Annotated in this window: 15 protein-coding genes; 8 read left to right on the top strand and 7 right to left on the bottom strand. The window is 45.8% G+C overall.

Annotation, left to right across the window (positions count from 1 at the left end; translation table 11 throughout):
- Positions 1-223 precede the first annotated feature (223 nt).
- The 4 genes from E2K52_RS03460 (at position 224) to E2K52_RS03475 (ending at position 3411) form a co-directional block, all read left to right on the top strand.
- On the top strand, positions 224-1072 hold the full coding sequence (locus E2K52_RS03460) for a class II glutamine amidotransferase (RefSeq protein ID WP_151203730.1): 849 nt from the start codon (positions 224-226) through the stop codon (positions 1070-1072).
- A gap of 320 nt (positions 1073-1392) precedes the next feature.
- Positions 1393-1848, top strand: a complete 456-nt coding sequence (locus E2K52_RS03465; RefSeq protein WP_151203732.1) for a bacteriohemerythrin — start codon at positions 1393-1395, stop codon at positions 1846-1848.
- Positions 1849-2002: 154 nt separating this feature from the next.
- Entirely contained in the window at positions 2003-3082 is a 1080-nt protein-coding gene (locus E2K52_RS03470; RefSeq protein ID WP_151203734.1) for a hypothetical protein, read from the top strand.
- Positions 3082-3411, top strand: a complete 330-nt coding sequence (locus E2K52_RS03475; RefSeq protein WP_151203736.1) for an RnfH family protein — start codon at positions 3082-3084, stop codon at positions 3409-3411. The genes E2K52_RS03470 and E2K52_RS03475 overlap by 1 nt, the downstream gene beginning before the upstream one ends.
- 101 nt (positions 3412-3512) lie before the next feature.
- Here E2K52_RS03475 and E2K52_RS03480 read toward each other — a convergent pair whose 3' ends face one another.
- Positions 3513-3911, bottom strand: a complete 399-nt coding sequence (locus E2K52_RS03480; protein WP_151203738.1) for an outer membrane protein assembly factor BamE — start codon at positions 3909-3911, stop codon at positions 3513-3515.
- Between the two features lie 113 nt (positions 3912-4024).
- Here E2K52_RS03480 and fur point away from each other — a divergent pair, with 113 nt between their 5' ends.
- The gene (fur, locus tag E2K52_RS03485; protein ID WP_151203740.1) at positions 4025-4462 is read left to right on the top strand and encodes a ferric iron uptake transcriptional regulator; all 438 of its coding nucleotides are present in this window, start codon (positions 4025-4027) and stop codon (positions 4460-4462) included.
- Between the two features lie 70 nt (positions 4463-4532).
- Here the strand turns inward: fur and E2K52_RS03490 are convergent, their stop codons facing one another.
- On the bottom strand, positions 4533-5654 hold the full coding sequence (locus tag E2K52_RS03490) for a PilT/PilU family type 4a pilus ATPase (RefSeq protein WP_151203742.1): 1122 nt from the start codon (positions 5652-5654) through the stop codon (positions 4533-4535).
- Positions 5655-5684: 30 nt separating this feature from the next.
- The gene (locus E2K52_RS03495) at positions 5685-6722 is read right to left on the bottom strand and encodes a type IV pilus twitching motility protein PilT (RefSeq protein ID WP_151203744.1); all 1038 of its coding nucleotides are present in this window, start codon (positions 6720-6722) and stop codon (positions 5685-5687) included.
- 123 nt (positions 6723-6845) lie between these two features.
- Between E2K52_RS03495 and E2K52_RS03500 the strand changes: the two genes are divergently transcribed.
- Positions 6846-7535: a YggS family pyridoxal phosphate-dependent enzyme gene (locus E2K52_RS03500; protein WP_151203746.1), complete on the top strand. Its 690-nt coding sequence runs from the start codon at positions 6846-6848 to the stop codon at positions 7533-7535.
- A gap of 30 nt (positions 7536-7565) precedes the next feature.
- Here the strand turns inward: E2K52_RS03500 and E2K52_RS03505 are convergent, their stop codons facing one another.
- From E2K52_RS03505 to E2K52_RS03515, 3 genes are read right to left on the bottom strand one after another with little or no spacing between them, the layout of a single operon-like run.
- On the bottom strand, positions 7566-8672 hold the full coding sequence (locus E2K52_RS03505; protein ID WP_151203747.1) for an acyltransferase family protein: 1107 nt from the start codon (positions 8670-8672) through the stop codon (positions 7566-7568).
- Positions 8673-8674: 2 nt separating this feature from the next.
- Positions 8675-12286 carry an AAA family ATPase gene (locus E2K52_RS03510; protein ID WP_151203749.1) on the bottom strand — a complete coding sequence of 1204 codons (3612 nt, stop codon included), beginning with the start codon at positions 12284-12286 and terminating at the stop codon, positions 8675-8677.
- A gap of 8 nt (positions 12287-12294) precedes the next feature.
- Positions 12295-13548: an exonuclease SbcCD subunit D C-terminal domain-containing protein gene (locus E2K52_RS03515; RefSeq protein ID WP_151203751.1), complete on the bottom strand. Its 1254-nt coding sequence runs from the start codon at positions 13546-13548 to the stop codon at positions 12295-12297.
- Between the two features lie 618 nt (positions 13549-14166).
- Here E2K52_RS03515 and E2K52_RS03520 point away from each other — a divergent pair.
- Both E2K52_RS03520 and E2K52_RS03525 read left to right on the top strand, forming a co-directional pair.
- The gene (locus E2K52_RS03520) at positions 14167-14616 is read left to right on the top strand and encodes an ABZJ_00895 family protein (RefSeq protein WP_151203753.1); all 450 of its coding nucleotides are present in this window, start codon (positions 14167-14169) and stop codon (positions 14614-14616) included.
- Between the two features lie 471 nt (positions 14617-15087).
- Positions 15088-15993, top strand: a complete 906-nt coding sequence (locus E2K52_RS03525) for a TIGR01777 family oxidoreductase (protein WP_151203755.1) — start codon at positions 15088-15090, stop codon at positions 15991-15993.
- Here E2K52_RS03525 and E2K52_RS03530 read toward each other — a convergent pair.
- On the bottom strand, positions 15982-16986 hold a 1005-nt coding region (locus E2K52_RS03530; protein WP_151203757.1), incomplete at its 5' end, for an NAD(P)/FAD-dependent oxidoreductase. The genes E2K52_RS03525 and E2K52_RS03530 overlap by 12 nt on opposite strands.

Raw genomic sequence — 16986 nt, forward strand, 5'->3', positions numbered from 1 at the left:
GATCCTATATTTTAGTCAAACTGGGCAAATTCTCCAACCTTCAGGTTTTGAATGCTTAGAGATCGAAAGTGCATGGCTCAATAAAACAACAGTAATATATCCCGCTTTCTGTCAATGCAGTGCTGCAGAGTATTACAGCGCTGATCTGAAAGAGATATTTGAAATGCGCTGAGGAGTCATGCACAATAACTTTTCTGAATTAATCAACAGCTGAACCAAGACCATGTGCCAATTGCTTGGAATGAACTGTGCGACTCCCACAGATATTACCTTCTCATTTCGTGGATTCTCCCAGCGTGCAGGTATTACTTCCGATCATTCGGATGGTTTTGGAATCGCTTTTTTTGAAGATAAAGCCTGTCGTCTGTTTGTCGATAACCAGTCTGCTGTCGAGTCACCGATTGCTGAGCTGATTCGTAATTATCCGATTAAATCCCGTAATGTGATTGCGCATATCCGTAAAGCGACCCAAGGTAAAATCAGCCTGGAAAATTCTCATCCTTTTAGCCGTGAGCTGTGGGGGCGGCAATGGATTTTTGCCCATAATGGTGATTTACATCATTTTTCTCCCGAGCTGAGTGGCCGCTTTACACCCGTGGGTAATACCGACAGTGAGTATGCTTTTTGCTATCTGCTGGATCAGCTGGTCAAACGTTTTGGCTACCATGAACCAAAGCTGGATCAGATCTTTGATTTGTTGCTTGAAATCTCACCACCCATTGCCGAGCATGGAACCTTTAACTTCTGCCTGTCAAATGGGCAAGCCCTGTTTAGCTATGCGGTAACCAAATTACACTGGCTGGTGCGGGAATATCCTTTTAAACCTGCCCAATTGATTGATATTGATGTCGAAGTGGACTTTAGTCAGGTGACTACTCCTGAAGACCGGGTCGCTGTGATTACTACGGAACCTTTGACCCAAAATGAGCAGTGGACAGCATTTCAGCCGGGGGAAATGATCCTGTTCCGGGATGGCGCCAGAGTTCGGTCTGAAGTGACCCATATTGCGCGTTTAGAACGTGAAAGACTGGATCCTTCTTTAAAGCGAATGACTAAAGCTGATTTATATTAGGGGGCTGTAGACAATTCGTTTATATGGATAAATATAGATATTTAAAAGCATCTTCAAAAATAAATTTAAAAAAACAGGAGTTACTCCTGTTTTTTTTATCAATAAAATGAAAAATATAATATTAAAAACCAATGGATTGATTAAAAAATACTTTATGATTCTGGTCGGGTTTAAAATGTATTAGTTATAAGAAACAAGGATTTATGTTAATAGTTCGCGATAATACCGAAAGCCGACTAATTTACTTGATTTTTATTTATAGGTATTCCCTATATGATTGTATTCATGTGATAAATCCTTAATATGAATAGGTGGTCGTAATGAAAATGAAATGGATTCCAGATTATAATACTGGTATCGATGTGATTGACGATCAGCATAGACGCATTCTTGATTATATCAATGAGATTGATGACCTAGATGCCGATAGTGATCGTGATCGGATTAAACAGGTTCTGGAAAATATTATTGATTATACCCAATCACATTTTACTTTCGAAGAATCTCTGCAAGAAGAAGCAGGTTATAAATATCGTGTACCGCATAAACGTGTACATGACCTGTTTATTAAAAAAATCGAATCTTATCGTGACCGTTTTGAAATGGGGCATTCGATTGAAGCGGAATTGCATGAAGTATTATCTAAATGGCTGATTAACCATATTCAGCATGATGATGCCGATTATGTGGGGGCAGTCAAAGAAAATATGATCGGGATTCTGAAAGAGAAAGAAAAGAAAAAAGGTAAAAACTGGTTTGCCCGTTTCTTCTCATAATCTGGAAGAACTCCGCATAGATTGAGATAAAAAAAATTAAAATTCTAATAATAAGTTCGCGCAGCAAATCACTGTCTTGGTGATTTGCTTTTTTGTTTTTGATTTTCATGGCCTCACAAGGCAAAATAGCGCTAGGTTTTTATAGGAATGCATCATGCAGGACAAAGCTATGTCAAAATGGTTATCACCGCTGATGGCTTTCTGTTTATCGTTTATTATCATCGCGACGCTCGCACCGATAACAGGTATACAGACTGATCGTCAGCTGGATTTCTGGATGCTCTGGTTAGGCACCATGCTGATTCTGGCGCTTCCCGTTTGCTATTTGGAAATTGCCTTAGCCAAACGCTCTAAAACCACCGCCGTGCAAGCGCTGTCAAGTTTGACCCGGGAAGCGGATGCATCACAAAAATGGCGTATTGTTGGCTGGCTTGGCGTGATTTTTATTCCATTTTTAGCCGGTGCCATACTTAATAACGCTAGTGGTTTACTCAGCGTTGCGGCGATTAACGTTGTGCCGCAAATACTGTTTGCAGGCCTTGCCGTATTCGCGTTGGCGCTCTCTTTGCTTCCCCGTCAAATTTTACTGCTGCTGAGTACCGTCGGGGTATTGGCTTCGCTGGCCTTTGCCCATATACAGGGAACGGCACTACCTGCCTGGCAAATCACCCCAATTGAATTTTCAGAGTGGGGCAATGCAACGGTACTGGCTTTGGTGGCAAGTGGTCTGGGAATGGGACTGTACTGGCAGTCCAGCCTTGCAAGTGTAAAAGAGCAATCTGTTGCAACTAAAACTGTACTGCCAATCTGGATCGCGCAATTGCTGGCCGTGGTGGCCTTTGCTTTCTTTGCTGTTAAGGCACAAATTTCAGCTTTGACCTTGTGCGCAGCAATTGTGGCTGCTGCCGCATTTATACTGCAAATGGCACGTGAGCAGTTGCAACAACGTCAGCTAAATATCGCCATGCAATGGCTGATTCTAAGTGTAGCGACTCTGATCTGGCTTATTCCAAATACAGCTCCGGTGTTTAATGGCTTGTTAATTATCTGGGGACTGCTCATCTGTCTGGTCTATGCCATTTTTGCGGGCTGGATCATGAAGATTAGTCATTTACGTAAGTCTATGAATTTCAGCAATGAAGCCTTTTATAATATCTGGCGTATTGCGGTGCGTGTCGTCCTGCCGCTTTCTATCATCATTGCATTGCTGGCTGTGATCGGGCAGTGGGTGTGATGAGTAAGGGCATGGTCTGGGTGGCTTATGCCGCCCCGGAACAGCAGTTTCATATTGCATTGCCTTTTCAGGCTGGAATGACTGCGCTGGATGCTGTTCAGCAAAGTGGAATTGCACAGCAGGCTACTTTGCCTGAGCCGCTGGTATTAGGAATTTTTGGAATGCGCTTGCAGAATCAGCAGCAGCCATTGGCTGCTGGGGATCGTGTAGAAATTTATCGTGTATTGACCATTAATCCCCAAGATATACGCCGTAAACGTGCAGAGAAAAATCCGGTGGGCCGTTATGCCAAGGGAAACCGTTTTAAGCAACTCAAGACATCTTCCTAGGAACTGACGACTGATTCGGTGTATTTGCTGGTAATTTGATAGATCAATTGAGTTAATCGGAAAACCCCTGAGAATTCAGGGGCTTTTTTATGAAAAACCGACTATAGTGGAGGTGCGTTTAAAATTGCTTCTTTAGAACCTGGTAAACCGGGTTGAGATGCTGGAATTGTTTCCAGACCTTCAATCCGCTGCACCACACCAGATTCATTAAAGTAGATTTTTAGATGCTGGCCTTGGGCGGCTGGGATCTTGGCCTTTTTGGCATATGTTCCCGGGGTATAGTTGTAGATGTAGTCCCAGCGTAAAGGATTCATTGGATCTGTCACCGTTGGGCTGCCGAGCAAGAAACGTACCTGTTGGTGATTCATTCCCACCTGGATTTTGGAAGCCTGCGCTTGAGTGAGAGGAGTACCCTGCGGTATATCTACTTTGTAGACACCTAATGCCGAACAGCCGACCAGCAGTGAGGTGACGAATAACGTCAACATGAGTTTTTGCATTTTGCTACACTATCCCAATTAATTATGATGCATTTGATCCAAGGATAGATCATACTGCATCTAAACTTTGTTGCCTATATTCCAACTTTGATTTTGTTGAGAGACCTTTTTACATGCCTATTTCAAACCAAGATTTACGAAAAGCTGGACTGAAAGTCACCCTTCCACGAATTAAAATATTAGAATTATTAGAAAACTCTAAACAGCATCATCTTAGTGCGGAAGATATTTACAAGACTTTACTCGAACAGGGAGAAGATGTCGGTCTTGCAACTGTGTATCGTGTGTTAACGCAATTTGAAGCCGCGGGAATTATTGAACGTCATAATTTTGAAAACAATCATTCCGTTTTTGAAATTATGCAGGAAGATCATCACGACCATCTGGTCTGTGTGAATTGTAGCAAAGTTGTTGAATTTATTAATGATACCATTGAAAAAGAGCAGCATGACGTGGCTCAGGAGTTCGGCTTCGAGCTAACCGGTCACTCGCTTAATTTATACGGTTACTGTGATGCCTATGAATGTCAGGAAGCTTACCGTAAAAAATAATCCCGGCTCAGCTTAAAATAAGAAAAACAGGCTTCATAAGAAGCCTGTTTTTCTTATGGCTCTTAAATGATCAGCTTTGACCATCAAAGGTGATATTGGAATTGGCACGCAATAAATGCTCGCCGCCTTCTTCAGACAGCTTAATTTGCAGACGCAGGTCGTTTGGTGAATCCGCATGTTTTAGGGCATCTTTATAGCTGATCTGTTTGGCTTTATATAAATCATAAAGTGCCTGGTCAAAGGTTTGCATGCCCAGCTCGCGCGAGCGTTTCATCAGGTCCTTGATCTCATGCACATCACCTTTACGGATTAGGTCTGCCACCAGAGGCGAGTTAATCAGAAGTTCGATGGCTGCCCGACGACCATTTCCATCCACTGTTGGAATCAGCTGCTGCGCCACGATGGCCTTCATGTTTAAGGATAGATCCATAAACAGCTGGCTATGACGGTCTGCTTCAAAGAAGTGGATAATCCGGTCAATGGCCTGGTTGGCATTGTTGGCGTGCAGGGTCGCAAAGACCAGATGGCCGGTTTCGGCAAAGGCAATTGCATAGTCCATGGTTTCACGGGAACGAATCTCACCAATCAGGATCACATCTGGTGCCTGACGCAGGGTGTTTTTCAGGGCGATTTCAAAGGAGTCTGTATCAATCCCGACTTCGCGCTGGGTGATGATACACCCCTTATGCTGATGGACGAATTCGATCGGATCTTCAATGGTAATGATATGGCCCTTGGAATTTTCATTGCGGTAGCCAATTAGCGAGGCCAGTGAGGTCGATTTACCTGTACCAGTGGCCCCTACAAAAATGATGATGCCACGTTTGGTCATTGCCAGTTCTTTAAGAATCGGTGGCAACTTCAGTTGGTCCATGGTGGGAATTACGGTTTCAATCCGGCGCAGGACCATGCCCGGCTGATCGCGTTGCTGAAAAGCGCTGACACGAAAGCGCGCAGTCTTGTCCGGATTGCTGATCGCAAAGTTACATTCACGGGTTTCTGCAAACTCTTTACGCTGTTTTTCAGTCATGATGGAGTTTAAAAGTTGCCCCACCGCAGCCCCTGGTAATTTTACCGAACCAATCGGCACAATCTGGCCATTAATTTTGATAGAAGGTTCGACATCGGCTGTAATAAACAGATCCGAGGCCTTTTTCTCTACCATATAATTCAGTAAGCCATTAAAGTCCATGCTCAAGCCCCCAATATAATGAACTGTTTTTTATAAGAATGATTCAGGCTGTTTGGCTGCTGTACGCGCTACTTGCGGGCTGATGATTCCTTTGGAAACCAGGGTTTTTAGGCTTTGATCCAGTGTGGTCATTCCATAGTTGGCACCTGTTTGAATCGCAGAGTACATTTGCGCGATCTTATTTTCACGGATCAGGTTACGGATCGCTGGAATACCGATCATGATTTCATGTGCTGCCACACGACCACCACCATTTTTTTTGAGCAGGGTTTGTGAAACAACGGCCTGTAAAGACTCTGATAGCATGGCACGTACCATGTCTTTTTCCTCGGCCGGGAAGACGTCAATCACACGGTCAATCGTTTTGGCTGCGGAGGTGGTGTGCAGGGTACCAAAGACCAGGTGACCGGTTTCTGCCGCGGTTAAGGCCAGGCGGATGGTTTCAAGGTCACGCATCTCACCGACCAGAATAATATCCGGGTCTTCACGTAGTGCTGAACGCAGTGCTTCATTAAAGCCGTGCGTATCACGGTGGACTTCACGCTGGTTGACCAGACATTTTTTCGACTGGTGTACAAATTCAATGGGGTCTTCAACCGTCAGAATATGGTCATAACGGTTATCATTGATATAATCGAGCATGGCGGCAAGGGTGGTTGATTTACCCGAGCCGGTGGGTCCGGTGACCAGTACCAGGCCACGTGGATATTCACTGATATCTTTAAAAATCTGGCCCATGCCTAAATCTTCAAGGGTCAGGACTTTTGAAGGAATGGTACGAAATACCGCACCAGCGCCACGGTTCTGGTTAAAGGCGTTGACACGGAAACGGGCCACACCTGGAACTTCAAAAGAAAAGTCAGTTTCCAGGTTTTCTTCATAATCACGGCGCTGCTTATCGTTCATGATGTCATAAACCAGCTTGTGTACTTCCTTATGTTCCAGTGCAGGCAGGTTAATACGACGTACTTCACCATCTACACGGATCATCGGCGGCAAGCCGGCAGATAAGTGTAAATCTGACGCACCATTTTTAGCAGAAAAGGCTAACAGTTCTGTGATATCCATCAGGTCCCCAATTTCATTAAAATATTATTTATTTTGCTAGAATAATAAGGCTTTCCGTCAGCTTAACCAACCCTTAGTTGGCGAGCAAGGAAAAAAAATCAGGACAAAATGAGAACCTCATCAATGAATATGCTGCAACAGTCACGAAATCAGGTTTTAGCTCAGATTCAGAGCGCATGTACCCAGGCCGGACGTGAACCGGATTCGGTACAACTTTTGGCGGTCTCCAAAACTCAGCCAAGCGCTATCCTGGCGCAGATGTATGAGGCCGGACAGCAGGCCTTTGGTGAAAACTATCTGCAAGAAGCACTGGAAAAAATCACGGCTCTAAAAGCGCTGGACATTGAGTGGCATTTTATTGGACATGTACAGCGTAATAAAACCCGGCCTCTGGCAGAACATTTTGCCTGGGTGCATGGGGTGGATCGTCTGATTATTGCCGAACGTTTATCCAATCAGCGTCGTGATTCTCAAGCGGCACTGAATATTTGTCTACAAGTAAATATTGACGGACAGGACAGTAAGGATGGTTGTCAGCCTGAAGAACTTAGCGAACTGGTGAAGCAGATCAGCCCATTACCGAATATACGCTTACGCGGCCTGATGGTGATTCCTGCTCCTGAAAATACCCGGGCCTTTGCAGATGCCAAAGCCTTATTTGATGTGGTAAAGACTCAGCATGCCCATCCTGAGGACTGGGATACTTTGAGTATGGGCATGTCTGCCGATATGACCGAAGCGATTGCAGCTGGCTCTACCATGGTTCGTGTCGGAACAGCGCTGTTTGGTGCGCGTCCTAAAAAGGCTGAATAAAGCCGGTCAGATTCTTTGGGCAAAAAAGCGTTATTGCAGGGTATTGGATAACGCTTGGTTTCTTTGTGGTTCAAGCCATTTGGCCATGAGCCAGGCAAAGAGGATTAAGCCACACATGCTGCCGAGTAGCGCTAATACAGCACCACCGAGACCATAAGCCAGCGTTGCAGGCACAGTCCCTAAAATAAATAACAGTAATGGAAAATGGGTGGCATAGAGCGTATAAGAAAAATTTGCAGACTGCACCCAGACCGGATGATAGCAGCTCTGCTGCTGTTGTAGCTGCACCAGCCAGCAGACAAAGGCCAGTCCGATGCAAATATTAAAAGGCACAAAATAATGCGTGGTGTAAAATTTTGTTTGTTCAATCACCTGAAATTGATAGGCATCCAGACAGGCAATGATCAAGGCTACAGCTAACAGGGCGGATTTAATGGCTTGTAAGCGGTCTAAAAAATGGAGCTGGAGATGACGGTGTGCACTGGCGAACGCTGTCAGCCAGAGCAGAAAATAAAACAGAAACTGGATATTCAACACCGACAGCGTAGTGAACAGAAGTAGAAAGACGATTTTGGCGAGTTCAGAGGTTTTCAGAAAAGGCAGAAATCCGGCCAGCACATAGAACCAGACTTCAAAACTCAGACTCCAAAGGGGTGCGTTGGCAGATACGGTGGGGCCAATAAAGCCATTCAGAAACAGCAGCGAAGCGATAAAATCTGGAGCTGTAATGTCATAGTCAGTCCGGATCATCATGCCAAAACTGTTCTGAAAATGATGGCTTTGTGAAGCAAAAAACCAAGGCGCCAGCATATATAAAACCAAGCTTAAAGCAGAAGCAAACAGAAAAGGCGGTAAAATCCGGCGACAACGCTGCCGCGCATAATGCCGTACATTAAACTGACCATAGCGTCGGGAATGGTTCTGGATGGAAGTGCCGATCAAATAGCCACTCAGTACAAAAAAGATCATGACTGCGGCCTGACCCAGCAGACGCACCCATGAATACAGGCTGAGATCAAAAGGGGCGATAAAGGCCTGAAAGCAGTGACTAAATAGGACTATTATCGCACTGATGCCTCGCAAGCTCTCTAGCTGTAAGCTGAAATAGGGCGAGAGCTGGTTCGGCGGATGGGTCATCTTTAACCTATAATTTCGATTGTACTGGCACCGGCACCGACCGGTTTGACCTGAATCTGTACCGGAATGCGTTCATGCATTTCCTGCACATGCGAAATCAGTACCACTTTACGGCCCTGACTCTGCAAATGATCCAGAGCATTCATTACCATGTGCAAGGAGGCCGGATCCAGCGTACCAAAGCCTTCATCAATAAACAGGGATTCCAGTTTCATCGAGCCGGAGGCCATATTGGCAATCGCCAAAGCCAGCGCCAGTGAAACCAGGAAAGTTTCCCCCCCGGATAAAGAGAGCACCGGACGCACTTCGCTGTTCATGTCCAGATCAATAATGGCCAGACTTAAACTGTCTGGAATCCGGTACAGCTGATAACGCGGTGCCAGCGGCTGTAACTGCTGGTTAGCGTATTCCACCAATATATCCAGATGATGCTCTTGGGCAATTTTCTGGAATTTGCTGCCTTCCTTGTGTCCGATCAGGTCATAGATCCGACCCCAGCGGTATTCTTCAGCTTTGACCTGTTCAATCTGATGCTGGTGTCTTTGCAAGGTCACCTGATTATTGGCATGAATCCTTAGCTTGGTATCGACTTCATTAAAGGCATTTTGTTGTTCAGCCTTTTCCTGAGCCAGTTTATTTAAGTGTAGTTCAACTTCTTCAAAGCTCAGTTCAGGCTTGGATTTCAGATGATGCTGATATTGTTCTTCCAGAATCTGCCAGGCCGTTTTGGCATTTTCTACAGTCTGATGCTGTAGCTGTAATTGCTGGCGGATTTGCTGGTGCTGTTGCAGATTAATATTTAGGCACTGCTGGATATGCTCATGATTAAAATCAGGATGCCGACTTTGCCAGTGTTGAATCGCCTGCTGACATTGTTCAATCTGCTGCTGCAGTTGCTGAATCTGGGTGCTGATACTTTGCTTTTTCAATTCAGCCTGTTGCAAGCGCTGCTCATGTTGCTGGGCAGTAAGCTGTTGTGCCCGTAGCTGCTCATCCAGTATGTGTTGCTGCTGTTCCAGATGGTCACGCCATTCCTGTGCCGTGCGATAGCTTTGTCCGGCATGACTGAGGGTCAGGCTATTCAGCTGTTCACGTAATGCTTTACCCTGGTGAAGCGCTGTATCCAGCTTTTGTTGTAACTGCCCATCATGATGCTGATGCAGAATCAACTGATCACGTGCTTTTTCAAGTTGCTGATTGAGGTTTTGAATGTGGGTTTCTAGGGTTTTAAACTCTTGGCATTGCTGCTGGCGCTGTTGCAGTTGCTGAGACAGCTGCTGACAGCTCGAGCCAGTATCCTTGACCCAGGCATTTTGCAGGGACTCGGGCAAATGGGCCAGCACAGGCCGAATCATCTGTTCTAGCTGGAGATACTGCTGCATGCTCAAATGCAGCTGATCCAGTTGTTGTTGTTGCTGACGCCAGCGTTTCCAGTCACCTTGCTGAGTCTGGAGTTGTTGTGCAAGCTGCTGTTGTTCTTGTTGAAGATGAATCGCATGCTGGCCAAGCTGCTGTTGTAGCTGCTCGGTATTCTGGTTTGCATTCACTTGCCAGCCAAAGTGTCGCATCTCTTCATGAAGCTGGGCTTTTTGCTGTGCCAGTGTGGTGGTGAGCTGTTGATTGCGCTGCTGTTGTTGCTCAATCAAGGTATGTAATTGAGATTGCTGGATCTGTGCCTGCTGCCATGCATGAGTCTGTTGCTGCAACTTTTCTTGGGCTTCCTGAAGCTGTTGATCATGCAGCTGCTGCAAGGTATTTTTCAGTAACTCCTGATGCTGCACAAAAGGGTGTTCATGACTGCCACAAACCATACAGGCTTCATCAGGTCTTAGCTGGGCGCGCAATTCCTGCACGCTCTGGGCCTGTAACAGGCGTTGCTGCGCGAGCATCTGTTGCAGTTGTTCAAAGGACTGTTCGGCTTCTTGGCGCTGTTGTTGTAACTGAAGCAGTTCCGTGGTGAGTTGCTTTAAGGTATTTTGATGCTGCTGTAATTGGCTATTCAGTTGCTGGCTTTCAGCCTCAAGTCCAGCCATTTTCTGGGCAGCTTGGATCAGGCTTTCTAGTTTTAACTGTTGGATGCTGGCTTGCTGTTGCTGGCCTTGCAATTGCTGTAATTGCTGTTCGAGCTGCTCCAGATCGGTATAGCGCTGCGTGAATTCTTGCAAATTTTCAGCTAAGCGCTGTTGCTGCTGTTGCAGTTCAGCGGGGCCAGCTTGAAAAACTGCCGGAGACTGCTGCATAAATTTTTCACGCAGTGCCTGATATTCTTGCAAACGTTGCAGGGTGGCCTGCGGCTCATGATCAAAAGCCGCTAAAAATTCCTGTTGTTCGAGTTGTGCCTGAATCTGCTGAGATTGCAGCTGAAGCTGTTGTAACTGTTGTTCGGTCTGGCGGATTTGCTCCTGTACAGGCTGAATCTGCCGGGCTTTATAAGTCTGTTGCTCTGCTGCAAGCTGTTTATACTGCTCACCCACTGACTGTAGCTCATGATCCAGTTTTAATCCCTGATCGAGATAGGGTTTGATCTTTTGAAATTCTTGCTGCTGTCGTTGTTGCTGTTGCTGCAATTGAAGCAGCTTCTGCTGCTGAGTGTCACGTTGCTGCTGAATCGCTGAAAACTCGGCAACGACACTGTGCTGCTCGGCCAGAAAATGGCTACGCTGATTTTGGAGCTGTTGTTGCTGGACAAATTGTTCCCGGATCTGCTGAAACTGGTCCAGCTGTTCCAGCAGCTGTTGTTGGGGTGCCATCTTCTGCTCGGCATCCAGCTGAACCATATAAATTTCTTTTTTGGCCTGAATTTCAGTATATAAATAATGCTGCTGACGATGCCATTTTAGATCATTGTCCAGCACTTTTTCACTCTGGTTAAAATGCTCAATCACCTGTTTTAAGGCAGTATGTTGCTGCTCTAAGGTGGCAATATCTGTTTCGGATAATAGCTCCAGATAGCCAATCTGTTTTTCTAGATCAGCCCGTTTCTGTTTAACTTCACTATGTTTTTCAAATGCTTTTTGGCTGACCAGACTGAAAATCTGTGAGTTGGTCAGATATTCCAGTAAATCGGCACGCTCATTATCCTTGGCTTTTAAAAAGGCACCGACTTCAGACTGAGCCAGCAGAACCGCACGGGTAAACTGCTCAAAACTCAAGCCCACCAGTTTTTCAATCAGTGGGGTGCATTCCGAAATTTTCTGGTTTAACACCCGCTGATCATCCAGACAGGTAATGGCCCGTTCTACTTTTAAATTACCATCGACTTTCTGCCGGGCACGACGGATTTCCCAGCGTGCCGTATAGCGTTTCTGATCCAAAGCGATAAATTCAAGCTCGGCAAAACCCTGTACGCAGCCACGGCGCAGAATATTCTTGCTGTCCTTGATGGAGACATCCTGGCCGCCCGCATCTTTCAGGCTACCGGTTGCACCTTTCAGACGCGGAATTTCGTTATATAGTGCCAGACACATGGCATCGAGCAAGGTGGACTTGCCGGAGCCGGTTTTTCCGGTAATGGCAATCAGGCCAGCATAAGCCAGCGGGCTGGATTCAAAATCAATATGATGAGTGCCAGCCAGCGATGCCAGATTATTCAGGCTCAGACGGATAATTTTCATGGCTGATCCTAAGCTTGTTGTTTTTGGGCAAGTTCATGCTGAGCTTCGACCAGCAGCTGCTGAAAATCCTGCTGTACCGAAGGGTCCTGACGATAGCCCATTTTTTCCCAGATATTAAAAAATAGTGATTCCGGCGTTGGAGGCGCCAGATCAATTTTGGAACTATCCGCCGGATCTTCTGCCTGACGCTGATAAACCCGGCTGATCCTGAGCAGACGATAACGATTGACTGGCAGCGCCTGTTCAATCTGCTGACGTAAATCGACTGGCGGCGGAGCATCGGTTGTGTATTCAATTTCCAGAAAATGCCGGGCAGCGAGATGTTCAATTTCACCCGCAGGTAGCGCCTGGATTTTATTCATCAGATTGTCCAGATTTTCCCGGATTCTAAACAGTTCTACCGTACGCGGTACTTGCAGGGCTGCAAACTGAAAGCGCTGTTCAGCCTTTTGCTCGGGATCAATTTTGACCTCAACCACCTGATGCGAATAGTGAATTTCACTAAAAGACAGGGGAATCGGTGAGCCACTATAACGGATATGCGCTTGGCCTACTTTTTGCGGCTTATGCAGATGACCAAGTGCTACATAGTCGATAACTTCATCAAACAGCGCCGTTGAAAGCGCTTCTTCATTGCCCACTATAATCGGGCGTTCAGAATCTGAGGTTTCACCACCTTGCATATGCGCATGTGACATTAAAATCAGTGCCTGATGGGGCGCCTTACGTGCTTTGGCTTCTGCGATCAGCTGTTGATGCAGATAACTAATGGCATTCTGACTGTTATGAGTGTGCTCGTTAATTCCGGTAATTTCAGCGCTGCGTAAATAGGGCAAGGTCAGACACCAGGCCACAATCGTTCGGTTCTGGTCATAAATTGGCACCAGCAGACGGTCCAGATCAAGCTGATTGGTCGAGGTTCGGCCGACAATCCCCACCGCTTTGGCATTAAATTTGGTCAGTAAAGGCTGTACCTGTTCAATCCGGTAACCTGAATCATGGTTACCGGCAATCATCAGGGTTTGCATATGGGGTGCCAGCTCATGCGCATCAGCAAGAAACTGATACAGCTGTCGTTGTGCACTTGAAGCCGGATTGATGACATCAAAAATATCCCCGGCAATCAGCAGGGCATGCGGCTGTTTGATCTTGATTTGTTCAAGTAGCCAGGTCAGAAATTGCGTATGTTCAAATTCACGGTCATGGTTATGGAAGAATTGCCCCAAATGCCAATCAGAAGTATGAAGAAAATGAACTGCCATGTATACCAACCTTTATTTTTGCCTTCCTACTATAGAAAAAAGCGCCAGTAAAAGTCTACTTGAAAAATACTTTCTTGTTTGCTTGTAAGCCGTTGAACTTGGTCGTAGAGCCTGCTGAGTTTGCCTGCCATCGTTGAGACAGCTTTTAAGTATAGGCCGGGTCTCATCTTTATTCAGCTTCAGGTTGTTTTTACTTTCATTCATTGGGGGAGGCCGGTTTGAAAAATTTACCCTTTTAGAGCGGTTTTTATACAAACTAGGCAAAGCAGACTTGAAAAATAAGGACTGATCCTTATGTTAGCTCTTATAAAACAGTCCCTGATTCATCTGGTCAGAGTGACAAAATGCAGCGCCTAAACAATAAAAACCGACGATTCGAGTGATAGTGAAATCGTCGGTCAAAAATTGTGCAGATGAAAATTTTGGCTGCTGTTCAAAATTTCCACCTACACTGAACTTATTGCTTTAGCGAAGTGAACGAAAACTTGTGGATGCCAGTCCAAATTTTCGAACCTTGTACCCTATATAACGTCATGATCTTGGCTGAGGTTGACAATAAAATGAAAAAAAACTTAATTTTTTTTATACTAGCTTGTTAATCGTCTTTGGGTTCTTCTAATGGTGCCGCTAACTCGCTATTTTCTCTGGTTTTTCTTCCTGTGCTTTGTCTTTACCTGTATTTGCGGTGTGCTGGCAGCCTTGATGCCAACCGGCATGGGCGCCATCTTGACCATTGTGCCTTATCTGGTGGCGATGATCTGGGTTCTGTTCAAATTTTTAAAACAGCAGCGCCGTGCGCCCTCTGCAACCGAACGTAAAAAATTTAGCTTGGGCTTCAGTCTGATTTACTGGGGCTATAATCTGGCGTTTTTAATTTTGGGGATTGTGATTGCGACGCGTTCCAATCCGAATGCCTGGCAGGATTTTTTGCTGTATTTGCAACAGCCGCAATTTGTCAGCATTGTCGTGATTATGTTCCTTCTGATCGCCATTCCACTTTATTTGCTGACCTACTGGTTTTATGGCAAACAGGCACAGCGTATGGCAGCTAAAATTTCTGGTTTATAGTTGCCATTCAACCGTTATGTGCAAGAAAACCTTAAATATGTGAGTGGACACGGAGGTCAAAGATTACTCATCCTGACAGGACGTCGTGTATAGATAAAAGACTTTGGCTCTCTCAAAATTTGGATCTCGGCTATACACAGCCATTTGCAGGATTTTATGAATAATGAGGTTATCCAAGGTAAATATAAGCCTCTGCAACTCCTATCTTGCTAAACCAGGATGTTTAAAGGGTTAGTAAAATTAAATCTATAAACTAACGCAACTATCAACCAGACCGCAGGCTATTTTAAATATTCAGATGGTTTGAGCGCAAATCTTTATTTAATAAATAAAATGAGCCAAAGAGCAATAGCCGAAATATTCTGGATGGCCTGATTTTTCATTTACTGATTAATATTTTTATACTCGACATTTTGATAGGTGAGCAGCGTATACTCTGAATCACGACAAGAAGAATAGTGCAGGATCGGTATGTATAAACCAGTCGTATTGATGACAGGTGCCAGCGGTTTTATTGGCAGCCATCTGGTAAGATTTTTACTGGTACGGGATTATGCGGTGATCGGTCTGACCCGACAGAAAAACTTGCGCAACGCCCATCCGGATTTTCGCTGGGTTCATGATCTGGATGAATTAAAAAACCAGCAGATTGACTATGTGATTAATCTGGCAGGTGAAAGTATTGGTCAGGGACGCTGGACCACCGCCCGTAAAAAGAAACTGAAGGATAGTCGTCTAAAGACCACCCGGCAACTTTTTGAGCATCTGGAAAGATATCAGATCAAGCCCAAACGGATTATTTCAGCCTCTGCTGTGGGCTACTATGGCATTGATCCTGAAGAGCAGTGGGATAGGGTGTGTACAGAACACAGCCCGGCACAAGACATTTTTATGTCCGAGCTATGTGCCGAATGGGAGCGTTTGGCCTTATCTTATCCTGAGCAGAACACCAAGATTATTCGTCTAGGTGTGGTGTTTGCTAAGGGTGGAGGAATTCTTCCGCAGATGTTATTACCCATCAAACTTAATCTGTTTGGCCGGATGGGTCATGGCCGCCAGCCGGTGACCTGGGTGCATCTTCAGGATGTCATGCGGGCCATCGAATTTTTGATGCAGGAATCGACTCAGCCCCAGATTTTTAACCTGGTGGCTCCAGAAAAAGTCAGTCAGGCTCAATTTGCCCGGATCGCAGCACAGGTGCTGAAGCGTAAACCTTTATTGCCGTTACCAGCTTGCAGCATGAAAATGCTGCTGGGCGAGCAATCCCAACTGATTTTAAATGGACAGTATGTTCAGCCTAAAGCTTTACAGGAGGCTGGTTTTACTTTTAGTTATCCGACTCTGAAAGAGGCGCTACTGGAAGTGTTAAACCGCTAAAGCCTGCGTTTCTAAACGCTGTGCCGGATTATAAGGCTCTGGATCAACAAAAGTCGGCTGTTCCAGCATGAGCTGGGCCAGAAGTTTCCCCGACGCAGCGCCCATACATAGGCCATTACGGAACTGACCGAAATTGATCCAGAGATTGTCCAGATGCGGCATTTTGCCAATATAGGGAATGCCATCGGGTGAGCTGGGCCTTAAACCGGCCCATTGTTTCACCACCGGAAAATCAGCCAGCTCCGGTACCATCTCCAGACAGGCAGCGAAAATATCCTGACGGATTTCGGTTGAAGGGGAGATATCAAAGCCCACCTGACGCATACTGGAACCGCACAGTACATGACCATCACGGCGTGGGATCAGGTACATGACCTTGTGCATGCACATGCTGGGCAGCCAGTGCTCTGGTGTTTTAAATAGCAACATCTGGCCCTGTACCGGCTGTACCGGAATGTCAAAGCCGAGCTGTTCCGACCAGTAAGCTGACCATGCGCCGGTTGCAATCACAAACTGATCTGCCTGAAAACTCAGTCCATTCTCGCTTGATATCTGTTGAACATGACCTTGCTGTATATCGAGTTGGCTGATTTTACAATGTTCCTGCCAGATCACACGGGGATGCTGCCTCAAATAGCTGATGATCGACTTTAGCAGTCGGGGATTGCGGATATTGGCCAGTTCAGGAAAATAAAGAGCCTGTTTGAACTTCGTCTGATCTACTCTGGGATTGATCTGTCCGAGCTGCCTTTGATCGAGAAGTTGCGCCTGCTGCTGCGGGTCCTGATATTGCTCGGCATAACGCAAACCGATTTCAAAATCGGACTCATCAAAAATCAGCATGCCCGTGTTATGAATCTGAAAATCAATTCCGCTTGTCGGTTGCAGTTTTTGATTCCAGGTCTGATACAGCGGTTTGGCATGGCGAGCCAGAGTATTGACGGCATTCGGGTAACGCCAGGGATACATGGGGGAGAGAATGCCGCCTCCGGC

The sequence above is a fragment of the Acinetobacter sp. RF14B genome (assembly GCF_006864105.1).
GTDB classification, from domain to species: Bacteria; Pseudomonadota; Gammaproteobacteria; order Pseudomonadales; family Moraxellaceae; genus Acinetobacter; species Acinetobacter lwoffii_C.

Excerpts from the sequence above, each read along its gene's own strand:
- E2K52_RS03480 (WP_151203738.1), bottom strand. The coding sequence starts at position 3,911 with ATGCAAAAACTCATGTTGACGTTATTCGTCACCTCACTGCTGGTCGGC.
- E2K52_RS03510 (WP_151203749.1), bottom strand. The coding sequence starts at position 12,286 with ATGAAAATTATCCGTCTGAGCCTGAATAATCTGGCATCGCTGGCTGGC.
- E2K52_RS03500 (WP_151203746.1), top strand. The coding sequence starts at position 6,846 with ATGAATATGCTGCAACAGTCACGAAATCAGGTTTTAGCTCAGATTCAG.
- E2K52_RS03470 (WP_151203734.1), top strand. The coding sequence starts at position 2,003 with ATGCAGGACAAAGCTATGTCAAAATGGTTATCACCGCTGATGGCTTTC.
- E2K52_RS03460 (WP_151203730.1), top strand. The coding sequence starts at position 224 with ATGTGCCAATTGCTTGGAATGAACTGTGCGACTCCCACAGATATTACC.
- fur (WP_151203740.1), top strand. The coding sequence starts at position 4,025 with ATGCCTATTTCAAACCAAGATTTACGAAAAGCTGGACTGAAAGTCACC.
- E2K52_RS03525 (WP_151203755.1), top strand. The coding sequence starts at position 15,088 with ATGTATAAACCAGTCGTATTGATGACAGGTGCCAGCGGTTTTATTGGC.
- E2K52_RS03495 (WP_151203744.1), bottom strand. The coding sequence starts at position 6,722 with ATGGATATCACAGAACTGTTAGCCTTTTCTGCTAAAAATGGTGCGTCA.
- E2K52_RS03505 (WP_151203747.1), bottom strand. The coding sequence starts at position 8,672 with ATGACCCATCCGCCGAACCAGCTCTCGCCCTATTTCAGCTTACAGCTA.
- E2K52_RS03465 (WP_151203732.1), top strand. The coding sequence starts at position 1,393 with ATGAAAATGAAATGGATTCCAGATTATAATACTGGTATCGATGTGATT.
- E2K52_RS03515 (WP_151203751.1), bottom strand. The coding sequence starts at position 13,548 with ATGGCAGTTCATTTTCTTCATACTTCTGATTGGCATTTGGGGCAATTC.
- E2K52_RS03490 (WP_151203742.1), bottom strand. The coding sequence starts at position 5,654 with ATGGACTTTAATGGCTTACTGAATTATATGGTAGAGAAAAAGGCCTCG.
- E2K52_RS03475 (WP_151203736.1), top strand. The coding sequence starts at position 3,082 with ATGAGTAAGGGCATGGTCTGGGTGGCTTATGCCGCCCCGGAACAGCAG.
- E2K52_RS03520 (WP_151203753.1), top strand. The coding sequence starts at position 14,167 with ATGGTGCCGCTAACTCGCTATTTTCTCTGGTTTTTCTTCCTGTGCTTT.